At 63.3% G+C, this 17,392-nt stretch carries 20 protein-coding genes and 2 tRNA genes; 7 read left to right on the forward strand and 15 right to left on the reverse strand.

Annotated elements, in window-relative coordinates; translation table 11 throughout:
* Positions 1–682 precede the first annotated feature (682 nt).
* Entirely contained in the window at positions 683–1,324 is a 642-nt protein-coding gene (locus tag QLQ15_RS17810) for a PH domain-containing protein (protein WP_283214244.1), read from the forward strand.
* Between the two features lie 674 nt (positions 1,325–1,998).
* Here QLQ15_RS17810 and QLQ15_RS17815 read toward each other — a convergent pair.
* Positions 1,999–2,697, reverse strand: coding sequence for a DUF8585 domain-containing protein (locus QLQ15_RS17815; RefSeq protein WP_283214245.1), 699 nt, complete (start codon positions 2,695–2,697; stop codon positions 1,999–2,001).
* Positions 2,698–2,775: 78 nt separating this feature from the next.
* On the opposite strand from QLQ15_RS17815, the gene QLQ15_RS17820 reads away from it, so the two are divergent.
* Both QLQ15_RS17820 and QLQ15_RS17825 read left to right on the forward strand, forming a co-directional pair.
* Entirely contained in the window at positions 2,776–3,075 is a 300-nt protein-coding gene (locus tag QLQ15_RS17820) for a hypothetical protein (RefSeq protein ID WP_283214246.1), read from the forward strand.
* Between the two features lie 102 nt (positions 3,076–3,177).
* Entirely contained in the window at positions 3,178–3,705 is a 528-nt protein-coding gene (locus tag QLQ15_RS17825) for a hypothetical protein (protein WP_283214247.1), read from the forward strand.
* A gap of 20 nt (positions 3,706–3,725) precedes the next feature.
* Here the strand turns inward: QLQ15_RS17825 and QLQ15_RS17830 are convergent, their stop codons facing one another.
* Positions 3,726–3,923 carry a Cro/CI family transcriptional regulator gene (locus QLQ15_RS17830; RefSeq protein WP_283214248.1) on the reverse strand — a complete coding sequence of 66 codons (198 nt, stop codon included), beginning with the start codon at positions 3,921–3,923 and terminating at the stop codon, positions 3,726–3,728.
* A gap of 72 nt (positions 3,924–3,995) precedes the next feature.
* On the opposite strand from QLQ15_RS17830, the gene QLQ15_RS17835 reads away from it, so the two are divergent.
* Together QLQ15_RS17835 and QLQ15_RS17840 are read left to right on the forward strand one after the other, a co-directional pair.
* Positions 3,996–4,493, forward strand: coding sequence for a helix-turn-helix domain-containing protein (locus tag QLQ15_RS17835; RefSeq protein WP_283214249.1), 498 nt, complete (start codon positions 3,996–3,998; stop codon positions 4,491–4,493).
* Positions 4,494–4,692: 199 nt separating this feature from the next.
* Complete coding sequence (locus tag QLQ15_RS17840) at positions 4,693–4,908, forward strand: hypothetical protein (protein ID WP_283214250.1); 216 nt, start codon at positions 4,693–4,695, stop codon at positions 4,906–4,908.
* A gap of 281 nt (positions 4,909–5,189) precedes the next feature.
* Here the strand turns inward: QLQ15_RS17840 and QLQ15_RS17845 are convergent, their stop codons facing one another.
* Positions 5,190–5,666: an OB-fold protein gene (locus QLQ15_RS17845; RefSeq protein WP_283214251.1), complete on the reverse strand. Its 477-nt coding sequence runs from the start codon at positions 5,664–5,666 to the stop codon at positions 5,190–5,192.
* A gap of 156 nt (positions 5,667–5,822) precedes the next feature.
* On the opposite strand from QLQ15_RS17845, the gene QLQ15_RS17850 reads away from it, so the two are divergent.
* On the forward strand, positions 5,823–6,023 hold the full coding sequence (locus QLQ15_RS17850) for a hypothetical protein (RefSeq protein ID WP_283214252.1): 201 nt from the start codon (positions 5,823–5,825) through the stop codon (positions 6,021–6,023).
* A gap of 5 nt (positions 6,024–6,028) precedes the next feature.
* Positions 6,029–7,126: a tyrosine-type recombinase/integrase gene (locus tag QLQ15_RS17855; protein ID WP_283214327.1), complete on the forward strand. Its 1,098-nt coding sequence runs from the start codon at positions 6,029–6,031 to the stop codon at positions 7,124–7,126.
* Here the strand turns inward: QLQ15_RS17855 and QLQ15_RS17860 are convergent.
* The 12 genes from QLQ15_RS17860 to QLQ15_RS17915 form a co-directional block, all read right to left on the reverse strand.
* Entirely contained in the window at positions 7,116–7,796 is a 681-nt protein-coding gene (locus tag QLQ15_RS17860; RefSeq protein WP_283214253.1) for a hypothetical protein, read from the reverse strand. The two genes, QLQ15_RS17855 and QLQ15_RS17860, sit on opposite strands and share 11 nt — an antisense overlap.
* 2 nt (positions 7,797–7,798) lie before the next feature.
* A complete protein-coding gene (locus tag QLQ15_RS17865; RefSeq protein ID WP_283214254.1) occupies positions 7,799–8,995 on the reverse strand; it encodes a DUF262 domain-containing protein in 1,197 nt (398 codons plus the stop codon).
* Positions 8,996–9,131: 136 nt separating this feature from the next.
* Positions 9,132–9,208, reverse strand: a tRNA-Pro gene (locus QLQ15_RS17870).
* Between the two features lie 86 nt (positions 9,209–9,294).
* Positions 9,295–9,651 carry a MerR family transcriptional regulator gene (locus QLQ15_RS17875; RefSeq protein WP_115842430.1) on the reverse strand — a complete coding sequence of 119 codons (357 nt, stop codon included), beginning with the start codon at positions 9,649–9,651 and terminating at the stop codon, positions 9,295–9,297.
* On the reverse strand, positions 9,644–9,946 hold the full coding sequence (locus QLQ15_RS17880) for an integration host factor subunit alpha (RefSeq protein WP_345782438.1): 303 nt from the start codon (positions 9,944–9,946) through the stop codon (positions 9,644–9,646). Before QLQ15_RS17880 ends, QLQ15_RS17875 begins: the two co-directional genes overlap by 8 nt.
* A gap of 14 nt (positions 9,947–9,960) precedes the next feature.
* Positions 9,961–12,348, reverse strand: coding sequence for a phenylalanine--tRNA ligase subunit beta (gene pheT / locus QLQ15_RS17885; protein ID WP_283214256.1), 2,388 nt, complete (start codon positions 12,346–12,348; stop codon positions 9,961–9,963).
* A gap of 26 nt (positions 12,349–12,374) precedes the next feature.
* Complete coding sequence (gene pheS, locus QLQ15_RS17890) at positions 12,375–13,370, reverse strand: phenylalanine--tRNA ligase subunit alpha (protein WP_283214257.1); 996 nt, start codon at positions 13,368–13,370, stop codon at positions 12,375–12,377.
* 171 nt (positions 13,371–13,541) lie between these two features.
* Positions 13,542–13,901 carry a 50S ribosomal protein L20 gene (rplT, locus tag QLQ15_RS17895; protein WP_283214258.1) on the reverse strand — a complete coding sequence of 120 codons (360 nt, stop codon included), beginning with the start codon at positions 13,899–13,901 and terminating at the stop codon, positions 13,542–13,544.
* Between the two features lie 12 nt (positions 13,902–13,913).
* The gene (rpmI, locus tag QLQ15_RS17900) at positions 13,914–14,111 is read right to left on the reverse strand and encodes a 50S ribosomal protein L35 (RefSeq protein ID WP_027083463.1); all 198 of its coding nucleotides are present in this window, start codon (positions 14,109–14,111) and stop codon (positions 13,914–13,916) included.
* 293 nt (positions 14,112–14,404) lie between these two features.
* Positions 14,405–14,926, reverse strand: a complete 522-nt coding sequence (gene infC / locus QLQ15_RS17905) for a translation initiation factor IF-3 (RefSeq protein ID WP_283214328.1) — start codon at positions 14,924–14,926, stop codon at positions 14,405–14,407.
* A 66-nt stretch (positions 14,927–14,992) separates the two neighbouring features.
* Positions 14,993–16,894, reverse strand: a complete 1,902-nt coding sequence (thrS, locus tag QLQ15_RS17910; RefSeq protein ID WP_283214259.1) for a threonine--tRNA ligase — start codon at positions 16,892–16,894, stop codon at positions 14,993–14,995.
* A 314-nt stretch (positions 16,895–17,208) separates the two neighbouring features.
* A tRNA-Val gene (locus QLQ15_RS17915) sits at positions 17,209–17,283 on the reverse strand.
* Positions 17,284–17,392 lie beyond the last annotated feature (109 nt).

Here is a 17,392-nt window from a genome sequence, read left to right on the forward strand (position 1 = left end):
ACACTCCTAGCTGACCTAGGCAATGCAATCCCCCAACCCGCTAGGCTCGGGCTGTCCTTCCAGGCGCTACCTGGGAGTGAGGGGGTGCGAAAGGTGCCCAGACAGGGCTCGAAATAGTTCATAGCCGCACCCGTGCGCGTCGCTGGGGCGTGACTTGTTCCTGCGGAGCCACCGGGCCCTTCTCGAGTCGCCTGAGATCTACCGCGAGCGTGAACAGCTCGTGCGGCGACAATCGGGGGAAGAGCGCGCGCAGCTCCTTCACATCGCGCCTGAGGACGCGCTGCGCCCTCTTCGATCGAGCGCCAGGTGGAGGCGGGAATGGGATCACGCGCGCACTGGGGCGCGACTGCGGCTCGACCATGAGCGGATTCCTCGATTGATTGGAATCCGTCACCGCGCGACCAAACGAGGTGACGGACGGCGCGAGGTTGGTCGACCGGACCGAGGACCGGCAGGGCTTTCGCCCTCCCCGCGCCGCCCGCCATTGGCGTGCCGCGCTGCGCGCAAGACCCATCGTTGGCCCAGAAATGACAAAAGCGCCGGCATCGGACGATGGGCGCTTGCGCGCCTCGGTACTCGGGCGACCAAGCCCGGCCACCGGATTCACGGTGACGCAGTGAGGCTCGCCCGAGCCGAATCGAGAGTCTATGCGAATAGTTGTAAAGAACGCTTCGATCCCGCGATGGCTGAGATTGACCTCGATCAGAAGCCTGCGCCATTCGGGCGAACACACTTCGACACGGTACGCCATTGCGGCGCCGGACCCGGTCAGGAGAGTGCATTCATGCCTACGCTCGAAGAGGTGCAAGAACAGCTCAATGAGCTTCAGTTTTTCAACCGTACGGGCCTCGGCAACGAAGTCGCGTTCCTTCCGAAGGTGCTCTCGTCCGACGAAAGGATCTACGCGTGCACGCGCGGCTACATTGACAACGCAACCTGGGCAATCGTGTGCACCGGCACTCGTGTGATCCTGCTCTACAAAGGCATGTTCTTCGGCCTCAAGGTCAAAGAAGTGCCGCTTAAGAGCATTCGCTCGGTGACTCTGACAAATGGCCAGGTGCGTGCCGCAATCAGGCTGGCGGTTGACGGAGGCGACGTGGTCATCACGAACGTCCATCAGGACGCCGCAAAGTGGTTTGTCGATATGGTGCGCTGGAGCAGAGAGCACTTGGACACGCCGATCGCGCCGTTCGTCCAGGCCGATCCCGCGAACGATCTGGCCGGCAAGCTCGAGCGACTTGGAAGGCTCCGCAGCCGGGGCCTGATTACCGATGCCCAGCTCGAAGCGCAACGAGAGCGCTTGCTGGCGAATTACCGGCGCTGAGGCGGCGGACGGTGCAGGGGTGAGAGGTCGCATGTCGAAACGACCAGCTTTGCAGCTCCCCCGCACCGCCCACCATGGAGCAGCGCAAAAGACGGCGGGCGGTGTGTTCCTGGTCGCTCGGAATTGGGGAGCGAGCGCCAGGTGAAGCCTCCATCCCGCCCGCCGGAGAATTCCCACGCAGTGCGTGGTTGCGGCGGACGACGCTCGGCCCCCGAGGCCCGAGGAGTCAAGGCACTCTTTTCCTTGCATCGCCCGCCACAGGCGAATCGTGCACGCCCCAACTTTTAGACCGGTGGGCGACGCAGTGAGTCCATGATCCGGGCGTTCACTCCCAGAAAACACTGCGCCGCCCACCGAAGGGGCGCCGTTCGAACGCAGGCTTCCAGCGTGAAGCTTGGGGACCCCGATGCCATTTGCATGGCAGCGCCACGCCGCTCGCCGGAACCTGCAGGGGGACTTCAAAACTACGGTGGACGTCGCGCCCTCATTCCTACGGCCGCAGGATTTGGGGTGCGGCCCCAGGAGTCGCGACGTCCACCGCGCTCCCCTACGGTCCATCTTCGACACGCAGGTGCCGCCTCCGTTTGATTCGGCGCAATTTGCACCACCCTTCGTGCTTGAAGCTTCTACGAAAGTAAGCAGGCCTATTCTCTGGATGCCCGGGCGCGAACTGCTCATGCCCTACTCCGCACCCTGGTCGCGTTGCCACTGCCGTCTGGCGCTGCCTTCTTCGCCTCTTCCTCCGTCGCTACCTTGAGGAGGAGTCGGCGGATCTGAACGAACGCGCCAAGAACGTCAGCAACCTCGCGTAGTGCTGCAGGAATGAGAGGCGCGTCCGACGCGTCGACACCGTTCGCGAATACTGGCGCCAAAGCAATAGTTGCCTCACCGGCTTCGCGCAGTGCGACGCCGAGATCTGCCATTTGCATGTCTGGCGTGTCGGTCTCGAGGGTGTCTCGCACGACTGCGTAGCCGCGGCGCGCCGCCAAATCGCTCTCACAATGCTGTCGGTAAGGCTGCGGGAGCTCTTCGACCCACGGATCTTCCAGGTCGACAGGAAACGTCTTCACGACTCCGCGAATCAGCCGGTCGAAGTAGACACCGTTCTTCGTCTTGGCCGAAGAGGCGCTTTCGATCGTGGCGCCCTCTTCCTTCAGCGGCACCACTCGATCTTCAGGTGCGACGGTCGCCAGATAGCGATCCGACACGCGCTCAGAGAACGGAAGCGTCCTAAGTCGACCATCGCGAATGGCTTGGCGCGTGTGCCTCAGAATCGTGCGCGAACGCGGCTCGCGGTGTTTTGGATCCATCATGGCTTGAGCCTTCCTGATCTGGCCAAATCTGAGTTGAAAGAAGCGGACCGCCGGTGTCATGACCTGAATCAAATTCGGAGGTGACCTTCCGTGCTCATTTGCTAGGGACGATTCCAAAAGCTGAGCACGGAGACGGAAATGAGCTCGGAACACTCGCAAGAACTGTTCGTACCTATCGCGCTTCGCTTCCACATCGAAAGCGCCCTCTGGCGAACCTTGATACGTACCCACCCAGATCCGAAGGCATTTCATGACGCATGGCTAAGGCAACTTCCTTCTTTGCTTGAGCACGCTGACAAGTTCAGGGGACTGTCTTTGGGAACGACGGAAAGCGATGTGCGGAATGCGATCGCCGCAATGACGAGCGAGATCGCAGCTGCGGTTTCCAACCAGAAGGCTCTAGCCCTGTGCGACGAACCGACCGCTCCCGCGGACTGAGGCCCAGCCCGAATCTCACCAACCGGTTTGAGGAAAGATCCAAAAGAGCGCGGCGCATCACGCCTTCTCCCGTGGCTCGTTGCCAATAGCTGGAGTGCCCCGATGATTTCCCTCGAAGCAGGCCTCGAAGCCCTCACGATCACGCGGCAAGCGCTGTCCGCCGCCTTGAAAGCCCGCGACTTCGATCAGGCCACGCTTGAGCTTGCGAAGCTCGGCGACGCGCTCCTCGAGACTCAGAGCGCCGCTCTCAGGCAAACGAAGGTGCTCTTCGAGCTGCAGCAGCAGCACTTGGCAGATGCGAAGCAGATCAAGGAGCTTCAGGAGGCGGTCCTGGAGCGCGCCCGCTACTCGCTTTACGAGGTCTCCGAACGCGTGTTCGTGTACCGCAGCAAGGCCAGCAGTGAGGGGCAAGGTGGCGGCGAGCCAGGCACTCTGGAGCCGGAGCACTACGTCTGTCAGCCGTGCTTCGACAAGGGCCTTCGCGTGGTTCTCCAACGCTGGCCCTTCTACATGGGAGCCCGTGCGCTTCGATGTCCGGGGTGCGGAGCCGTCTTTCCGATCGTCTCCACCGCCCAGGATCCGCAGCTCCCCGCGACCATATGGAGACAGGAACCCTGGTGGTGGGACTGATGACGCAGGCAAACGAGCGCTCACGCCGCCTCCTCTTGCTGGTCCGGTAGGAAGCGGCCAGGCCAAAGCAGCGCGAGCTGGAGAGATCGTTTTTCGGGGATGGGCTTTCGGTCTTCCCACTGCGAGATCGCGGGACCTGTAATGCCCAGCGCGGTAGCCAGACCCTTGACGCTGCCGTACAGCGCAACGGCGTCTTCTTTAACGACCGTGATCTTCATGGCCCCGCATGATAAGTGTACTTATATCCAAATGCAAGCGCCCTTTTAAAGCGCTTGGGTAAGCTTGCTTACATGAGTGAACTCAAAGACCGCGCCATCGAAGCTCGGCTCGCTGCCGGGGTGGACACGCCAGCAGAGTGGGCCCGACGCCTGGGCGTGAAGCCGGCGGCGATCTATCAGATTGAGAGCGGGAAGACTCGGTCGCTAAAAGCGAACACGCTGGCGCAGATGGCCAGGCTCAGCGGACTAGATCCCGAGTACATCCGGACAGGCCGACCAGGCGCGCCCACCGCACCTGCGAAGGGAGCGCAGCTGGGCGGCTTAATCGATACGCAGCTTTTTCTCTATGCGGACGAAATCGTTCGCCATGAAGAAAGGATGCAGGGTGCTGACTTCCCTTCCGCCGACCGTATGATCCGCCTGATCGCCATGTACAACCTGGCGATCGAGCACGGCGGCGTGATCCCAAGAGGAAAGCTGATCGAGATCGCGCACGCTGCCTATCGGCGCAATCCCGAAGCCAATGAGAGCTCAGATGAGCCAGTCGACCCCAAGGCCGGGTCAACCTGACCTCGGCACCCCACAGGTAAGTCCTCCTCGAAGCGCGTAGGGAAGGCCGCCCTTGGCGGGCCTTCTTGCTGCCTGCCGCCACCCCAAGCTAAACGCGGCATAAATTACACTAAGATCACTTACATTCCATCTTGCACTTTTGTATAAGTGTACTTATCGTTTCGTCGTCAATGGTCGTACCAGACCGGCGGAGACAGAGATGGAAGCGAAAGCCTCCCAGCCGCCCACCGCGGCAGATCTACTCACCCACGCGCGCGAGGCGTGGCGCCTCAAGAAGTCGGCCGAGTCGCAGCTAAGTCGACTCCGGAAGTACAGCCGGCAAACCACGGCGATGCGCCGCGATCGGGATCGCTACGCGGAAACCATCGAAACCGCGAACCGCACGCTCGATCGCGTGCTGGGCGGTGCGCTGTGATCGCCCTCTCCATCCCTAATCCCGACAAGAGCCGCCTGCCCCGGCGCACTGCACGTGGCGAAGGAGCAGGCCTGATGGACGCACTCGGATGCTGGGCAGAGCGACTGCCGGCCTACCACTCCGGCGGGTCGTCCTCTAATCGCGCAAGCTTGATCACGGCGAGCATGCCCAGCGCCAGAAGCCATAGTCTCGATAGTTTGCCGAGCATTCCTCTAAACAACCTATCCCCCATTGCAAGCTGCCCCTACGTCCTACACCCCTCGCTGTGGCAGAGGCGCGAGCTAGAGAAGGGTGCAACTCCGCAGCATCGGTCCCTTCGCGGAGTCTCCACCGCCAGTGCAGGCAGCAACGATCGGGTGCCCCTTTCTCAAATCTGCCAAGGATCCGTGCGCGTCCTTGCCGAACTTCAATTGCGGATTAGAGAAGTACATCCCCGCATCAAGCGTGATGCACGGAACTCCGTTGAAGTCCGTGTCGATGCTCTCGACTTGGCCGTAAACGAAGAAGCGCTTGTCCTTGAACGACGCGTCGGCGGCAACAGCGTTCTCGTCGTAGGCCACGGCCAGGTCTCGGGCAGTGAAGACGTCCAGTGCTCCGGGAGCGACTTGCGGCTGGACGATCGGCGGCGGACCGACTTCGGTGGCCACCTGTCCCGCTCTGATCACTACCGGATTCGGAGCCAATGCGATCGCGCCATAGAAGCCCACGACGATAAGGCCCAGGAAGATGATCCCCAGCCACTTCGCTAGCGTTCCCATACCTCGATCTCCGCCGTCGCGCCTCGACGAAAGCGCGACCGCAGATATGTCACAGCCTCTTCAGGAGCTACTTGAGGAGACTCAAATAGACGAGACCCTAGTCCACAAGCGTGGCTGCCGAAAGCGCTCGACGGCGTGTAGCCAGGAACGGTGGCTATGAAGCTCATGACCGCCCATGCCTGGGTACAGAAGTACTTCGAGGAAGCCAGCCGGCCCTCGGAAATCACCCTTCAACGATGGCTGCGAGCAGACAAGGTGCCTGGCCGAAAGGTTGGAGGTACCTGGTACGTAGACGAACACGCATGGCTCCCTGACGGCGATGAGCTGGTCCGTCGGGTTCTCGATGAGGCAATCTGACCGTGATGGGACGCACCCGCTCACGCAGCCGGCTCGGCTGGCCGCCCAACCTCTACCCGAACAAGGCCGGCTTCAAGTACCGGCACCCCGTCACGCGCAAAGAGGTCTGGATGGGGAACGACAAGGCCAAGGCGTTCGCCGCGGCCAAGAAGCTCAACGCCATGCTGACCCCGTCGAACGACCTAGTTGCTCGCGTGATGGGCACCGAGAAGACGGTATCCGATGCCATCAAGGTGTTCCGCGAAGACGACGTCCCAGGTCGGAAATGGGCGCCGAAGACCGCGGAGGTATACGAGAGCGTCATCCGCCGAGTCGAGTCCACCCTCGGCGAGCGAGCCTTGGCCAGCCTCTCGGTGAACGACTGTGCGACCTTCATCCGGAGCATTACGCCCTCCGCTCGATCGCGCCAGCAATTCCGCCTAGTGCTGACTTGGATCCTCGCCTGCGCGCTGCAGGAGGGCTGGATCGACGACAACCCGGCGTTGTCGACGCGCAAGTTCTCGCACGAGCGGCAGCGCGAGCGCCTCACGATCGAGGCCTACCGCGCGATCTGGGAGAAGGCGCCGGCGTGGGTTCGAAACGCAATGGACCTGTCGCTGCTGACCTTGCTGCGACGCGAGGACGTGGTGTCGCTGCGATTCTCGGACGTACGTGAAGGCGCGCTGTGGGTCGTGCCTTCGAAGACCGAGGAGACCTCGGGCGTGCGCCTCAAGATCGCCGTCAGCGCTGAGCTGGACAGGCTTCTCGCTCGCTGCCGCGACGACGTCGTCTCGCCGTTCCTGGTGCACCGTCTGCCGGGCAAGGCGCGTCCGCAGAACCTACGCGCGAAGGAGCGCAAGCACCACACGCAAGTCCTACCGGAGCAGCTGTCTCGCGCTTTCGCCGCCGCTCGCGACGGAGCGAAGGTTACCAGCGAGAACCCGCCGACTTTCCACGAGATCCGAAGCTTAGGCGGTGCGCTCCTGCAGGAAGCTGGGTGGAACGTGTCGCAGGTTCAAACGCTGATGGGCCATAACAGTGAGGCTATGACAAAGGTCTACCTCGAAGGTCACGCATCACCGTGGCAGTCCGTTTCCACAGGAATCACTCTGTTCACGCAATAGCCCTGGGCGCTTTGGGGATTTCGAGAAGTAGCGCGTCGATCTCTGCGTCTAACGGCTCAATGCCAACTAACAGAGATTCCACTCGTCGAAGCTCGTCCGCGGGATTGAGCGCTTGCCTCACTCCAGTTCGAGACGATGAGTGCGCTGCCGCCCCTCGCAAGGCTCCGAACGAATCGAGATCAGCCAAAAGATTCGGATCTAACTTTCCATGGTCGATGCCAATAGGAAGAAGGAGTGCCAGCAAATTCTTCTCCTTAACGCCATTGTTGTCCGACCGCACGAAATGATGAAAAGCCGCCCAGATGGGCGTTAGCCTTACATTAATATCGATGAGCTCTGGCCACGTCTTTTTCTTGTTGTCACTGGGCGCCTGGAGGGTATCTGGGGGCGATCGCATCTCCTTCCCAGAGAAGCTCGTCAGGCACAATGCAACTCGCGAGGCGAATCGAGTCCGCTCCCATGCCTCGCGTGCCAAGTTCGCCACCTCCAGTGCGCGGTCCTCAAAGTAGGTTTCGATCTCAGCGTGCGCCAGAACCCGATAGCCTAATGCCCTCGTAGAAATGGCGTCCGGCTGTTCGTATAGCCCTGTGGGATCAAAGGCTTCAGGCAAGAGATGACTTCTGAGCGCAGCAAGCTGATCTCTTAGCTGCACGAATCGCTCGGACGGCACGACTAGACTCCAAGGCCCGCAAAGTCGATGCCAGCCTTTTCGGCTGTAGTTCTGGCAGGCCTAAGCGTCGGCAGGTTCAGAGCGGCTTCAATAGCTTCGCTTAGCGCTTTACCCCAAAGATGAAGGCGCGCGTATGTGTTAGGCACACCCGCGGTATCACTTTCCGCCGCATTCAGGAAATCGCCTTGCGCAATAACCATCTGGTATGCGGTTCGCACCCTGTCGCGATGGTCAAGCATTCGCTGACGCACGACTGGATTAGCCGCGTAGAACACAAGCGCATCAAATATTGCTCGATTGAATGATCTGGAACCTTCCTTCCGAGCGACCCCGTCCGCACCGAAGATGTCGATCAGCGCAGCTGTTGCTGCATCGAAAGCATGCATCGCCTCACAAATCTCGTCCCGTCGCGAACTCCATGCCGCATTGAGCCTCTCACAGGTCAGATCGAGGAAATCCTTCATTCTGCCCGCGTATTCGGGGAGGAACAGGTTGAAGCCAAGGTATCGAACCAGAAGCTCCACGTCCCTCATGCGCGGATCCGGGCTGTCACGACCGAGCAGCGTTTGCAGCGGCTGCGACTGTCCCGCCTGGTCGTCGACCTCATTGGAGAAGTCACCAGGAAACATAGCCTGTCGAAGTTCTTGCGGCGAGAGCTTTACGCTCCCGGTGTTCAACCTTAGAAACACAAGGTGCAAGAAGTCGTAGTTCGGCCAGTTTCTAATGACTACAGTTCGTACCGTGTAGTTATGGAAGGCATTGAGGTCGTTTTCGTATGCCGGGTCGTTGAGTTGCTCGTAGGTCTTACGAGCGAGATCCGACCTTGCTTCGAGCCCACGCAAACGAAACGCGTTATGTTCACCGGCAGCGTTACCAGTGAACTGCATCAGGGAGAGAAGGCGCTGCTTGCCATCAAGCACAATGTATTTACCGCGCTGTCCTTGCTTCTCCGCAAGAACGATTTGGGGCACCGGCAAACCCAGCACGAGAGATTCAATGAAGGCGCTCTTGCGCGTGACGGACCAAGCATCGCGGCGCTGAAAGCGTGGGCTCATTTCGATGTTTTGGCGCGTCAGCTGAGAGACTAGGGTCTCAACCGTCCAGTCGGCCGAGTGGAGTACCGCATCTGAGAAATGTCTAACTTCCGCGGACTCAATCTCGGTGTCATCTTCGTCTTCGAACTCGGTCAGTTCGGTCATGCGTCTCTCCTAGCCATACGCAGCCCATAGCTTACGGGCAGCGCCTCATGGGCGCCCGCGTCGCGAACTATAGGGTGGAAATAGGGTGGAAATAGGGTGTAGGGCCAACTCACCTACACGTAACCCTTTGAAAAGATGGTCGGGACGGCCGGATTTGAACCGACGACCCTCTGCCCCCCAGGCAGATGCGCTACCAGGCTGCGCTACGCCCCGACATGTTGCATGTGCCGCCCTTGCGAGCGGGCGGCAAGTATAACGGTTGAAACGCCGCTGCGGCCACCGCGTGGCGCGGTCCGGATTCAGCGCCGCAGCAGCTGCAGGACTTCTTCCAGCTCCATCCGCACCTGGCGGATGATCTGCGAGCTCAGCGCGGACTCGTCCTTCGCCGTCTCGCCTTCCAGGCGCAGGCGCGCGCCACCGATGGTGTAGCCCTGTTCGTACAGCAGGCCGCGGATCTGCCGCACCATCAGCACTTCGTGGCGCTGGTAGTAGCGACGGTTGCCGCGGCGCTTGACCGGGTTGAGCATCGGGAACTCCGTCTCCCAGTAGCGCAGCACGTGCGGCTTGACGTCGCACAGCTCGCTGACCTCACCGATGGTGAAGTAGCGCTTGGCCGGGATGGGCGGGAGTTCGCGATTGCTGCCGGGGTCAAGCATGCTCCGCTCCGGAATAGGCTTCGACGCGTTCCTTCAGCTTCTGGCCGGGACGGAAGGTCACGACCGTGCGGGCGGAGATGGGGATCTCCTCGCCCGTCTTGGGGTTACGGCCGGGGCGCTGGTTCTTGCGGCGCAGGTCGAAATTGCCGAAACCCGACAGCTTGACCTGGCGCCCCTGCTCCAGCGCCTCACGCAGCGCGTCGAAGAAGGAATCGACGAACTCCTTCGCCTCGCGCTTGTTCAGCCCGACTTCGTCGAACAGGCGTTCGGCCATCTCAGCCTTGGTCAATGCCATCGTTGTCCTCAACCTCAGCTGCGGATTGCCGCGCCGTATTCCTGCTGCAACGCCGTGGTGACCGAAGCCACCGCGGAGTCGACGTCACGGTCAGTCAGGGTGCGCGATTCATCCTGCAGAATCAAGCCCATAGCAAGACTTTTGAAACCCGCTTCCACCCCCTTTCCCTGGTACCGGTCGAACAGCACCAGATCGCGCAGGGACGGGCCCGCGGCACGCTTCACGGCGTCGGAAATGGCATTCCATTGCACCGCTTCCGGGACGACGAACGCGAGGTCCCGTCGGACGGACGGGAATCGCGACAACGAACCGGCGCGCGGCACGGCCCGACTGAACAGGGGGGCGAAATCGAGCTCGAAGGCGACCACATCGACGTCCAGCTCCAGCGCGCGTTGCAGTCGCGGGTGCAGCTGACCGATCCAGCCCAGCTTCACGCCGTCGCGGTAGACGTCGGCCGAGCGGCCGGGGTGCGCCCACACGGGCTGCGAGGGGCGGAATTCCAGCGCGGCCCCGGCCAGCGCGGCCAGGCTTTCCAGGTCGCCCTTGATGTCGTGGAAGCCCACCGGGCGCGCGGTCGCGGCCCACTGTTCGGCCGCGGCATCGCCGCAGGCCACGGCGGCGATGCGCGTGGTCTCGATGGGAGCGTCCGTGCCGTTGGCGCGGAAGACGTTGCCCACTTCGAACAGGCGCACGCGCGGTTGCTGGCGCGCGGCGTTGCGCGCCAGTGCAGCGACCAGACCCGGCAGCAGCGCGGTGCGCATGACGCCCAGTTCCGCGCTCAACGGATTGGCCAGAGGCACGCCACCGTCGGTGAGGCCCCACTTCGTGAGCAGATCGGCATCGACGAAGGCGTAGTTCACGGCTTCGAGGAAATCGCGCGATGCGAAATGTCGACGCGCCGTGCTTTCGTCCACGCGCGTCTCGCTGGGCGCGACCAGGCGTGCGGCGCCCGCAGGCAGCGTGGTCGGGATGACGTCGTAACCGTGGATGCGCGCGATCTCTTCGACGAGATCTTCCTCGATCGCCAGGTCGAAGCGGCGACTCGGCGGCGTGACGCGCCAGGCGTCGGCGAGGTTCTCAACGCCCAGGCCGAGCGCGCGCAGGATGCGTTCGACTTCGGCATCGGCCACGTGCAGGCCCAACACGCGCGCCAGTCGCGTGCGACGCAGCACGATGGGCTGCGGCGCCTGCAGGTGCTCGGGCAGCACGGCTTCGATCACCGGGCCGGTGGAACCGCCGGCGATGTCGAGGATCAGCTTCGTCGCGTATTCCACGGCGATGCGCGGCAGCTCCGGATCGACGCCGCGCTCGAAGCGGTGGCCGGCGTCGGTATGCATGCCCAGTTTGCGGCTGCGGCCGATGATGGCCGACGGCACCCAGTGCGCGGCTTCAAGGAAAACGTTGCGCGTGGCATCGGTCACGCGGGTGTCGAAACCGCCCATGATGCCGCCCAGCGCAACGGCGCGCGCACCGTCGCCGCCGCGGCTGTCGGCGACGACAAGGAATTCCTCATCGAGCGCGACCGTGCGGCCGTCGAGCAGTTTGAGTTCTTCGCCCGCGCGCGCCGGACGCACCACCACCGCGCCTTCCAGCGTGTCCTTGTCGAAGGCGTGCATGGGCTGGCCGAGTTCGAGCATCACGTACTGCGTGACGTCGACGAGGAAGCTGATGGGACGCACGCCACTGCGACGCAGGCGTTCGGCCATCCACGCGGGCGTGGACACGTTGGCGTCGACACCGTCGATGACGCGGCCCACGAAGCGCGGCACGCGCGCACCGGCCTGCAGTTGCACGGCCATCGTCGCGTCGCTCTGCGCGGCCACGGGCGTGGCTTCGAACGCGCGGACTTCGCTGCCCATCGCGGCAGCCACGTCGTACGCGATGCCGCGCACGCTGAAGCAGTCGGCACGGTTGGGCGTGAGCTTGATCTCGATGGTCGCGTCGGGCAGACCCAGGTACTGCGCCAGTGGTGCACCGATCGGCGCATCGGCGGCAAGTTCGAGCAGGCCCGAGGCATCCGGATCCACGCCCAGCTCCTTGGCCGAGCACAGCATGCCGAAGGACTCCACACCGCGCAGCTTCGCCGCCTTGATGGCGATGCCGCCCGGAAGATTCGCACCGACGGTGGCCAGCGGGGCCTTCAGGCCCGCGCGCGCATTCGGCGCACCGCAGACGATCTGCACGGTGCCGTTGCCGGTATCGACCTGGCAGACCTGGAGGCGGTCGGCTTCGGGATGTTTTTCCGCGCTCACGATCTGCGCGACGAAGACGCCGTCCAGCGATTCGCCCAGCGCGGTGACTTCCTCGACCTCCAGGCCGATGGCGGTCAGCGTCGCGGCGAGTTCATCGCGCGATGCGGTGGTCGGGACGTGATGGCGCAGCCAGTTTTCGGAGAATTTCATTCGGTTCTATCCCGCAACGCGACAGGTCAGGCGAACTGCTTGAGGAAACGCACGTCGTTGTCGAAGAAGCTGCGCAGGTCGTCCACGCCGTAGCGCAACATCGCGAAGCGTTCCACGCCCAGGCCAAAGGCATAGCCGGTGTACTTCTCCGGATCGATGCCGACGTTGCGCAGCACGTTCGGGTGGACCATGCCGCACCCGAGCACTTCCAGCCAGCGCGTGGAACCGTCCGGCTGCTGCCAGGCGATGTCCACTTCCGCCGACGGCTCGGTGAAGGGGAAGTAGCTGGGACGGAAGCGCATCTCGAAATCGCGCTCGAAGAACGCGCGCACGAACTCGGCCAGCGTGCCCTTGAGGTCGGCGAAGCTGGCGTGCTCGTCCACGAGCAGGCCTTCGCACTGGTGGAACATCGGCGTGTGCGTCTGGTCGCTGTCGCTGCGGTACACCTTGCCCAGCGCGATCATGCGCAGCGGCGGCTGGTGTTCCTGCATGTAGCGCACCTGCACGCCGGAGGTGTGCGTGCGCAGCAGGCGGCCGTCGCCGAAGTAGAACGTGTCGTGCATGGCGCGCGCCGGATGGTGCGGCGGGAAGTTCAGCGCCTCGAAGTTGTGCCAGTCGTCCTCGATTTCCGGCCCGTTGCTCAGTTCGAAACCGAGGCGACCGAAGATGTCGGCGATGCGTTCCATCGTGCGGCTGACCGGGTGCAGGCCACCGCGACCGGCGTCGACACCGGGCAGCGTGACATCGATGCTTTCCGAGGCCAGGCGTGCATTCAGCGCCGCATCGTCCAGCACGGTGCGACGTTGCGAAAGCGCGGCAGTGAGTTCGTCGCGTGCCTTGTTGATGGCTTCGCCGGCGACCTTGCGCTGATCCGGCGGCAGCGTTCCCAGCTGCTTGAGCTGTGCGGTGACGCTGCCGTTCTTGCCCAGCAGCGCGACGCGCAGGGCTTCGATCGCATCAGGCGATTCGGCCGCGGCGATCTCGCCCAGTGCCTGCTGCGTCAGTGATTCGATTCCACTCATCCACGAACCTCCGGCCTTTGCGTCGCGCCCGCGCATCGGGAGCGACGAACCAGAAAACCAAGCCCCAAAACGAAACATGGGGAAGGACTTGCGCCCTTCCCCATGCGTCTATTGCGTTGTGCCTGTGCCCGCGCCACCGATGGACCGGGGCAGCCTGGCCAGGCGAGCAACTTACGCCGCGAGCGCGCTCTTCGCCTTCTCTGCCAGCGCCGCAAAACCCTGCGCATCGTGCACGGCGATGTCCGCCAGCACCTTGCGGTCGAGGGTGATGCCGGCCTTCATCAGGCCGTTGATGAAACGGCTGTAGCTCAGGCCGTTGATGCGGGCAGCCGCGTTGATGCGGGTGATCCACAGCGAACGGAACTGACGCTTCTTCTGCTTACGACCGATGTAGGCGTACTGCAGGGCCTTCGTGACCGCCTGCTTGGCGACGCGGAAGACCTTGCGGCGGGCGTGATAGTAGCCCTTGGCCTGCTTCAGGATTTTCTTGTGACGGCGACGCGCCGTAACACCACGCTTAACTCGTGCCATTTTTCAGTCTCCTCACAAATACGGAAGCATGCGGTCCAGACGGCCTGCGTCCTCGGCACGAACATGGTTCGTCTGCCGCAGGTTGCGCTTCCGCTTGGTCGCCTTCTTGGTGAGGATGTGGCTCTTGTTGGCGTGGCCGCACTTGTACTTGCCGGAAGCGGTCTTCCGGAAGCGCTTGGCCGCCGCCCGATTGGTCTTGATCTTGGGCATTGCGATGTCCTTTCGGATGGTTGGTCACTGGCCTGGGCGGTGGCATAGCCACTCTTTCCGTCCTGCCCTGCCGGCTTGTAAGTCGTTGATCCTCAAGGGACAACAACAGGTCCGTAGTACTGCAAACAACAAACCCGGCGAACCGGGCCGCACATTATGCGGGCTCGGAGCCGGGCTTGCAAATCTTTTCTTTGAAAATCAGGAGGTTCGGCCACGGGCCTGCCCCCTGACGGCGAAAGGCGCCTCGCGGCGCCTTTCCTGGCCCGGACCCGCGCTACGGCGGGTCGCGGCGCTTACTTCTTCTTCGGCGCGATCATCATGACCATCTGACGGCCTTCCAGGCGCGGCCGGGACTCGATGACGATGTCCTCGCCCAGGTCGGCCTCGATGCGGGCCGCCATCTCGCGGCCCAGCTCCTGGTGGCTCATCTCGCGGCCACGGAAGCGGATGTTCACCTTGACCTTGTCGCCTTCCTCCAGGAAGCGGCGCATGTTGCGCAGCTTGATCTGGTAGTCGCCTTCGTCGGTCACGGGACGGAACTTGAGTTCCTTGATCTCGACCTGCTTCTGCTTCTTCTTGGCCTCGTTGGCCTTCTTCTGCATCTCGAAGCGGAACTTGCCGAAATCCATGATCTTGCAGACCGGCGGGTCCGCATTGGGCTGGATTTCGACGAGGTCGAGGTCCTCGTCCTCGGCCATGCGCAGGGCTTCGTCGCGCGTAAGCACGCCGATCATTTCGCCATCGCTGCCGATCACGCGCACGCGGGGGACGCGGATTTCCTGATTCTTCCGATTGGGCTTCTCGGGGGTACTGATGTTGCAATCTCCGGTGTGGAACGTGCCGGCCGCCGGGGCGGCCGGGGTCAAGTCTGGCTGCAGGCGCTACTGTACGCCCTCACTGCGCAAACGCGAGGCGAAATCGGCGACGGACATCGTCCCCAGATCCTCTCCTCCCCGCGTGCGCACGGCGACCATGCCGTTTTCCTTCTCGCGATCACCGATCACCAGCAGGTAGGGCACGCGCTGCAGCGTGTGCTCGCGGATCTTATAGCCGATCTTCTCGTTTCGCAAATCCGAATGGACCCGGAAGCCTTGATTTGCAAGGGATTTCCGGACTTCATCCACATAGTCGGCCTGGGCGTCGGTGATGTTCATGACGACGGCCTGGATCGGCGCCAGCCACGCCGGGAACTGGCCGGCATGGTGCTCGATCAGGATGCCGATGAAGCGCTCCATCGAGCCGACGATGGCCCGATGCAGCATCACCGGGTGGCGGCGCTGGCTGTGCTCGTCCACGTACTCGGCGCCGAGGCGGCCGGGCATCATGAAGTCGACCTGCATCGTGCCCAGCTGCCAGGTACGGCCGATGGCGTCCTGCAGGTGGTACTCGATCTTCGGGCCGTAGAAGGCGCCCTCGCCCGGCAGCTCCTGCCATTCCACGCCGGCCGCGCTCAGGGCCGAGCGCAGGGCGTTCTCGGCCTTGTCCCACGTGGCGTCGTCGCCCAGGCGCGAATCCGGGCGCAGGGCGATCTTGATCTGGATGTCGGAGAAGCCGAAGTCGGCGTACACCTTCAGCGCCTGCTCGTGGAAGGCGCGGACCTCGGACTCGATCTGGTCCTCGGTGCAGAAGATGTGGCCGTCGTCCTGCGTGAAGCCGCGCACGCGCAGGATGCCGTGCAGCGCGCCGGAGGGCTCGTTGCGGTGGCAGGCGCCGAACTCGCCGTAGCGGATCGGCAGGTCGCGGTAGCTGTGCAGGCCCTGGTTGAACACCTGCACGTGGCCCGGGCAGTTCATGGGCTTGAGCGCGTAGGTCCGCTTCTCGGACTCGGTGAAGAACATGTTGTCCTTGTAGTTGTCCCAGTGGCCGGATTTCTGCCACAGCGACACGTCCAGGATCTGCGGGCAACGCACTTCGCCGTAGCCCGTTTCGCGGTACACGCGGCGCATGTACTGCTCGACGACCTGCCAGATCGACCAGCCCTTGGGATGCCAGAAGATCAGGCCCGGGCCTTCCTCCTGGAGGTGGAACAGGTCCTGGGCCTTGGCGATCTTGCGATGGTCGCGCTTCTCGGCCTCCTCCAGCTGCGTCAGGTAGGCCTTGAGGTCCTTGTCGTTGAGCCAGGCCGTGCCATAGATGCGGCTGAGCATCTGGTTGTTGGAGTCGCCGCGCCAGTAGGCGCCGGCCACCTTCATCAACTTGAACGCGCGCAGCTTGTCCGTGGACGGCACGTGCGGGCCGCGGCACAGGTCGGTGAACTCGCCCTGGCTGTAGAGCGAGAGGTCTTCGCTGGCCGGGATCGATTCGATGATCTCGGCCTTGTAGGCCTCACCCATGCCACGGAAGAAAGCCACCGCGTCGTCGCGCGACTTCACGCTGCGCGCCACCGGCAGGGCTTCCTTCACGATCTTCTGCATCTCGGCCTCGATCGCCGGAAGATCTTCCGGCGTGAACGGGCGCTCGTAGGCGAAGTCGTAATAGAAGCCGTTGTCGATGACCGGGCCGATGGTGACCTGCGCGCCGGGGTACAGGCGCTGCACGGCCTGCGCCAGCAAGTGCGCGGTGGAGTGGCGCAGCACGTCGAGCGCGTCGGGGTGTTTCTCGGTGACGATCTCGAGCGAGGCGTCGTGGTCGATGCGGAAGCCCGTGTCGACGAGCTTGCCGTCAACCTTGCCGGCCAGTGCGGCCTTGGCCAGGCCAGCGCCGATGGAGGCGGCGACGTCGCCGACGGACACGGGTTGTTCGAATTCACGGCGGCTGCCGTCGGGGAGCGTGATGGCGATCATGTGCGGATGCGGGCGCGCAGTGCGCGGCTGGCGGAATGTGAGGGATCGGAAATGAAAAACGGCGCCGCGGCGCCGTCAGTCGAGGGGCGGCGTCGGCGTTCAGCGATGGGAAGTGGTAGTGCTCATGTCGCACGCTCGGCCGGCGGGTTCGCCGCGGGCCACCTCGATCCTGTCCCCGGACGGACGCCGGAACACGAACAGAAGTGTTGGGGCTGGCGGCAACCAAGTCAACGCCAGCAGGCGCCGCCGTGAAATCCGTACTCCGGAAAGCAGAACGGCGCGATCCGGGGATCGCGCCGTTCCGACCACTGTAGTGGTGGGCGGTACAGGGTTCGAACCTGTGACCCCTACCATGTCAAGGTAGTGCTCTACCGCTGAGCTAACCGCCCGGAAATCCGGGAATCCGTCGTCGCAAACCACTCGACGAGGGGCGCGCAGTGTAGCCCGTCGCCGCGGCGGCGGCAACAGGTCCGCGCGCTTCCGGACGCCGGCGCGCGG

The organism is Lysobacter stagni, assembly GCF_030053425.1.
Taxonomy (GTDB): domain Bacteria; phylum Pseudomonadota; class Gammaproteobacteria; order Xanthomonadales; family Xanthomonadaceae; genus Lysobacter_J; species Lysobacter_J stagni.

Bases quoted from the DNA above. Each gene is read 5' to 3' on its own strand.
- rplT (WP_283214258.1), bottom strand. From the start codon at position 13,901: ATGGCACGAGTTAAGCGTGGTGTTACGGCGCGTCGCCGTCACAAGAAA.
- QLQ15_RS17840 (WP_283214250.1), top strand. From the start codon at position 4,693: ATGGAAGCGAAAGCCTCCCAGCCGCCCACCGCGGCAGATCTACTCACC.
- thrS (WP_283214259.1), bottom strand. From the start codon at position 16,894: ATGATCGCCATCACGCTCCCCGACGGCAGCCGCCGTGAATTCGAACAA.
- QLQ15_RS17880 (WP_345782438.1), bottom strand. From the start codon at position 9,946: ATGGCATTGACCAAGGCTGAGATGGCCGAACGCCTGTTCGACGAAGTC.
- rpmI (WP_027083463.1), bottom strand. From the start codon at position 14,111: ATGCCCAAGATCAAGACCAATCGGGCGGCGGCCAAGCGCTTCCGGAAG.
- QLQ15_RS17845 (WP_283214251.1), bottom strand. From the start codon at position 5,666: ATGGGAACGCTAGCGAAGTGGCTGGGGATCATCTTCCTGGGCCTTATC.
- QLQ15_RS17835 (WP_283214249.1), top strand. From the start codon at position 3,996: ATGAGTGAACTCAAAGACCGCGCCATCGAAGCTCGGCTCGCTGCCGGG.
- QLQ15_RS17815 (WP_283214245.1), bottom strand. From the start codon at position 2,697: ATGACACCGGCGGTCCGCTTCTTTCAACTCAGATTTGGCCAGATCAGG.
- QLQ15_RS17820 (WP_283214246.1), top strand. From the start codon at position 2,776: ATGAGCTCGGAACACTCGCAAGAACTGTTCGTACCTATCGCGCTTCGC.
- QLQ15_RS17875 (WP_115842430.1), bottom strand. From the start codon at position 9,651: ATGCTTGACCCCGGCAGCAATCGCGAACTCCCGCCCATCCCGGCCAAG.
- QLQ15_RS17810 (WP_283214244.1), top strand. From the start codon at position 683: ATGGCTGAGATTGACCTCGATCAGAAGCCTGCGCCATTCGGGCGAACA.
- QLQ15_RS17825 (WP_283214247.1), top strand. From the start codon at position 3,178: ATGATTTCCCTCGAAGCAGGCCTCGAAGCCCTCACGATCACGCGGCAA.
- pheT (WP_283214256.1), bottom strand. From the start codon at position 12,348: ATGAAATTCTCCGAAAACTGGCTGCGCCATCACGTCCCGACCACCGCA.
- QLQ15_RS17850 (WP_283214252.1), top strand. From the start codon at position 5,823: ATGAAGCTCATGACCGCCCATGCCTGGGTACAGAAGTACTTCGAGGAA.
- QLQ15_RS17865 (WP_283214254.1), bottom strand. From the start codon at position 8,995: ATGACCGAACTGACCGAGTTCGAAGACGAAGATGACACCGAGATTGAG.
- QLQ15_RS17830 (WP_283214248.1), bottom strand. From the start codon at position 3,923: ATGAAGATCACGGTCGTTAAAGAAGACGCCGTTGCGCTGTACGGCAGC.
- pheS (WP_283214257.1), bottom strand. From the start codon at position 13,370: ATGAGTGGAATCGAATCACTGACGCAGCAGGCACTGGGCGAGATCGCC.
- QLQ15_RS17855 (WP_283214327.1), top strand. From the start codon at position 6,029: ATGGGACGCACCCGCTCACGCAGCCGGCTCGGCTGGCCGCCCAACCTC.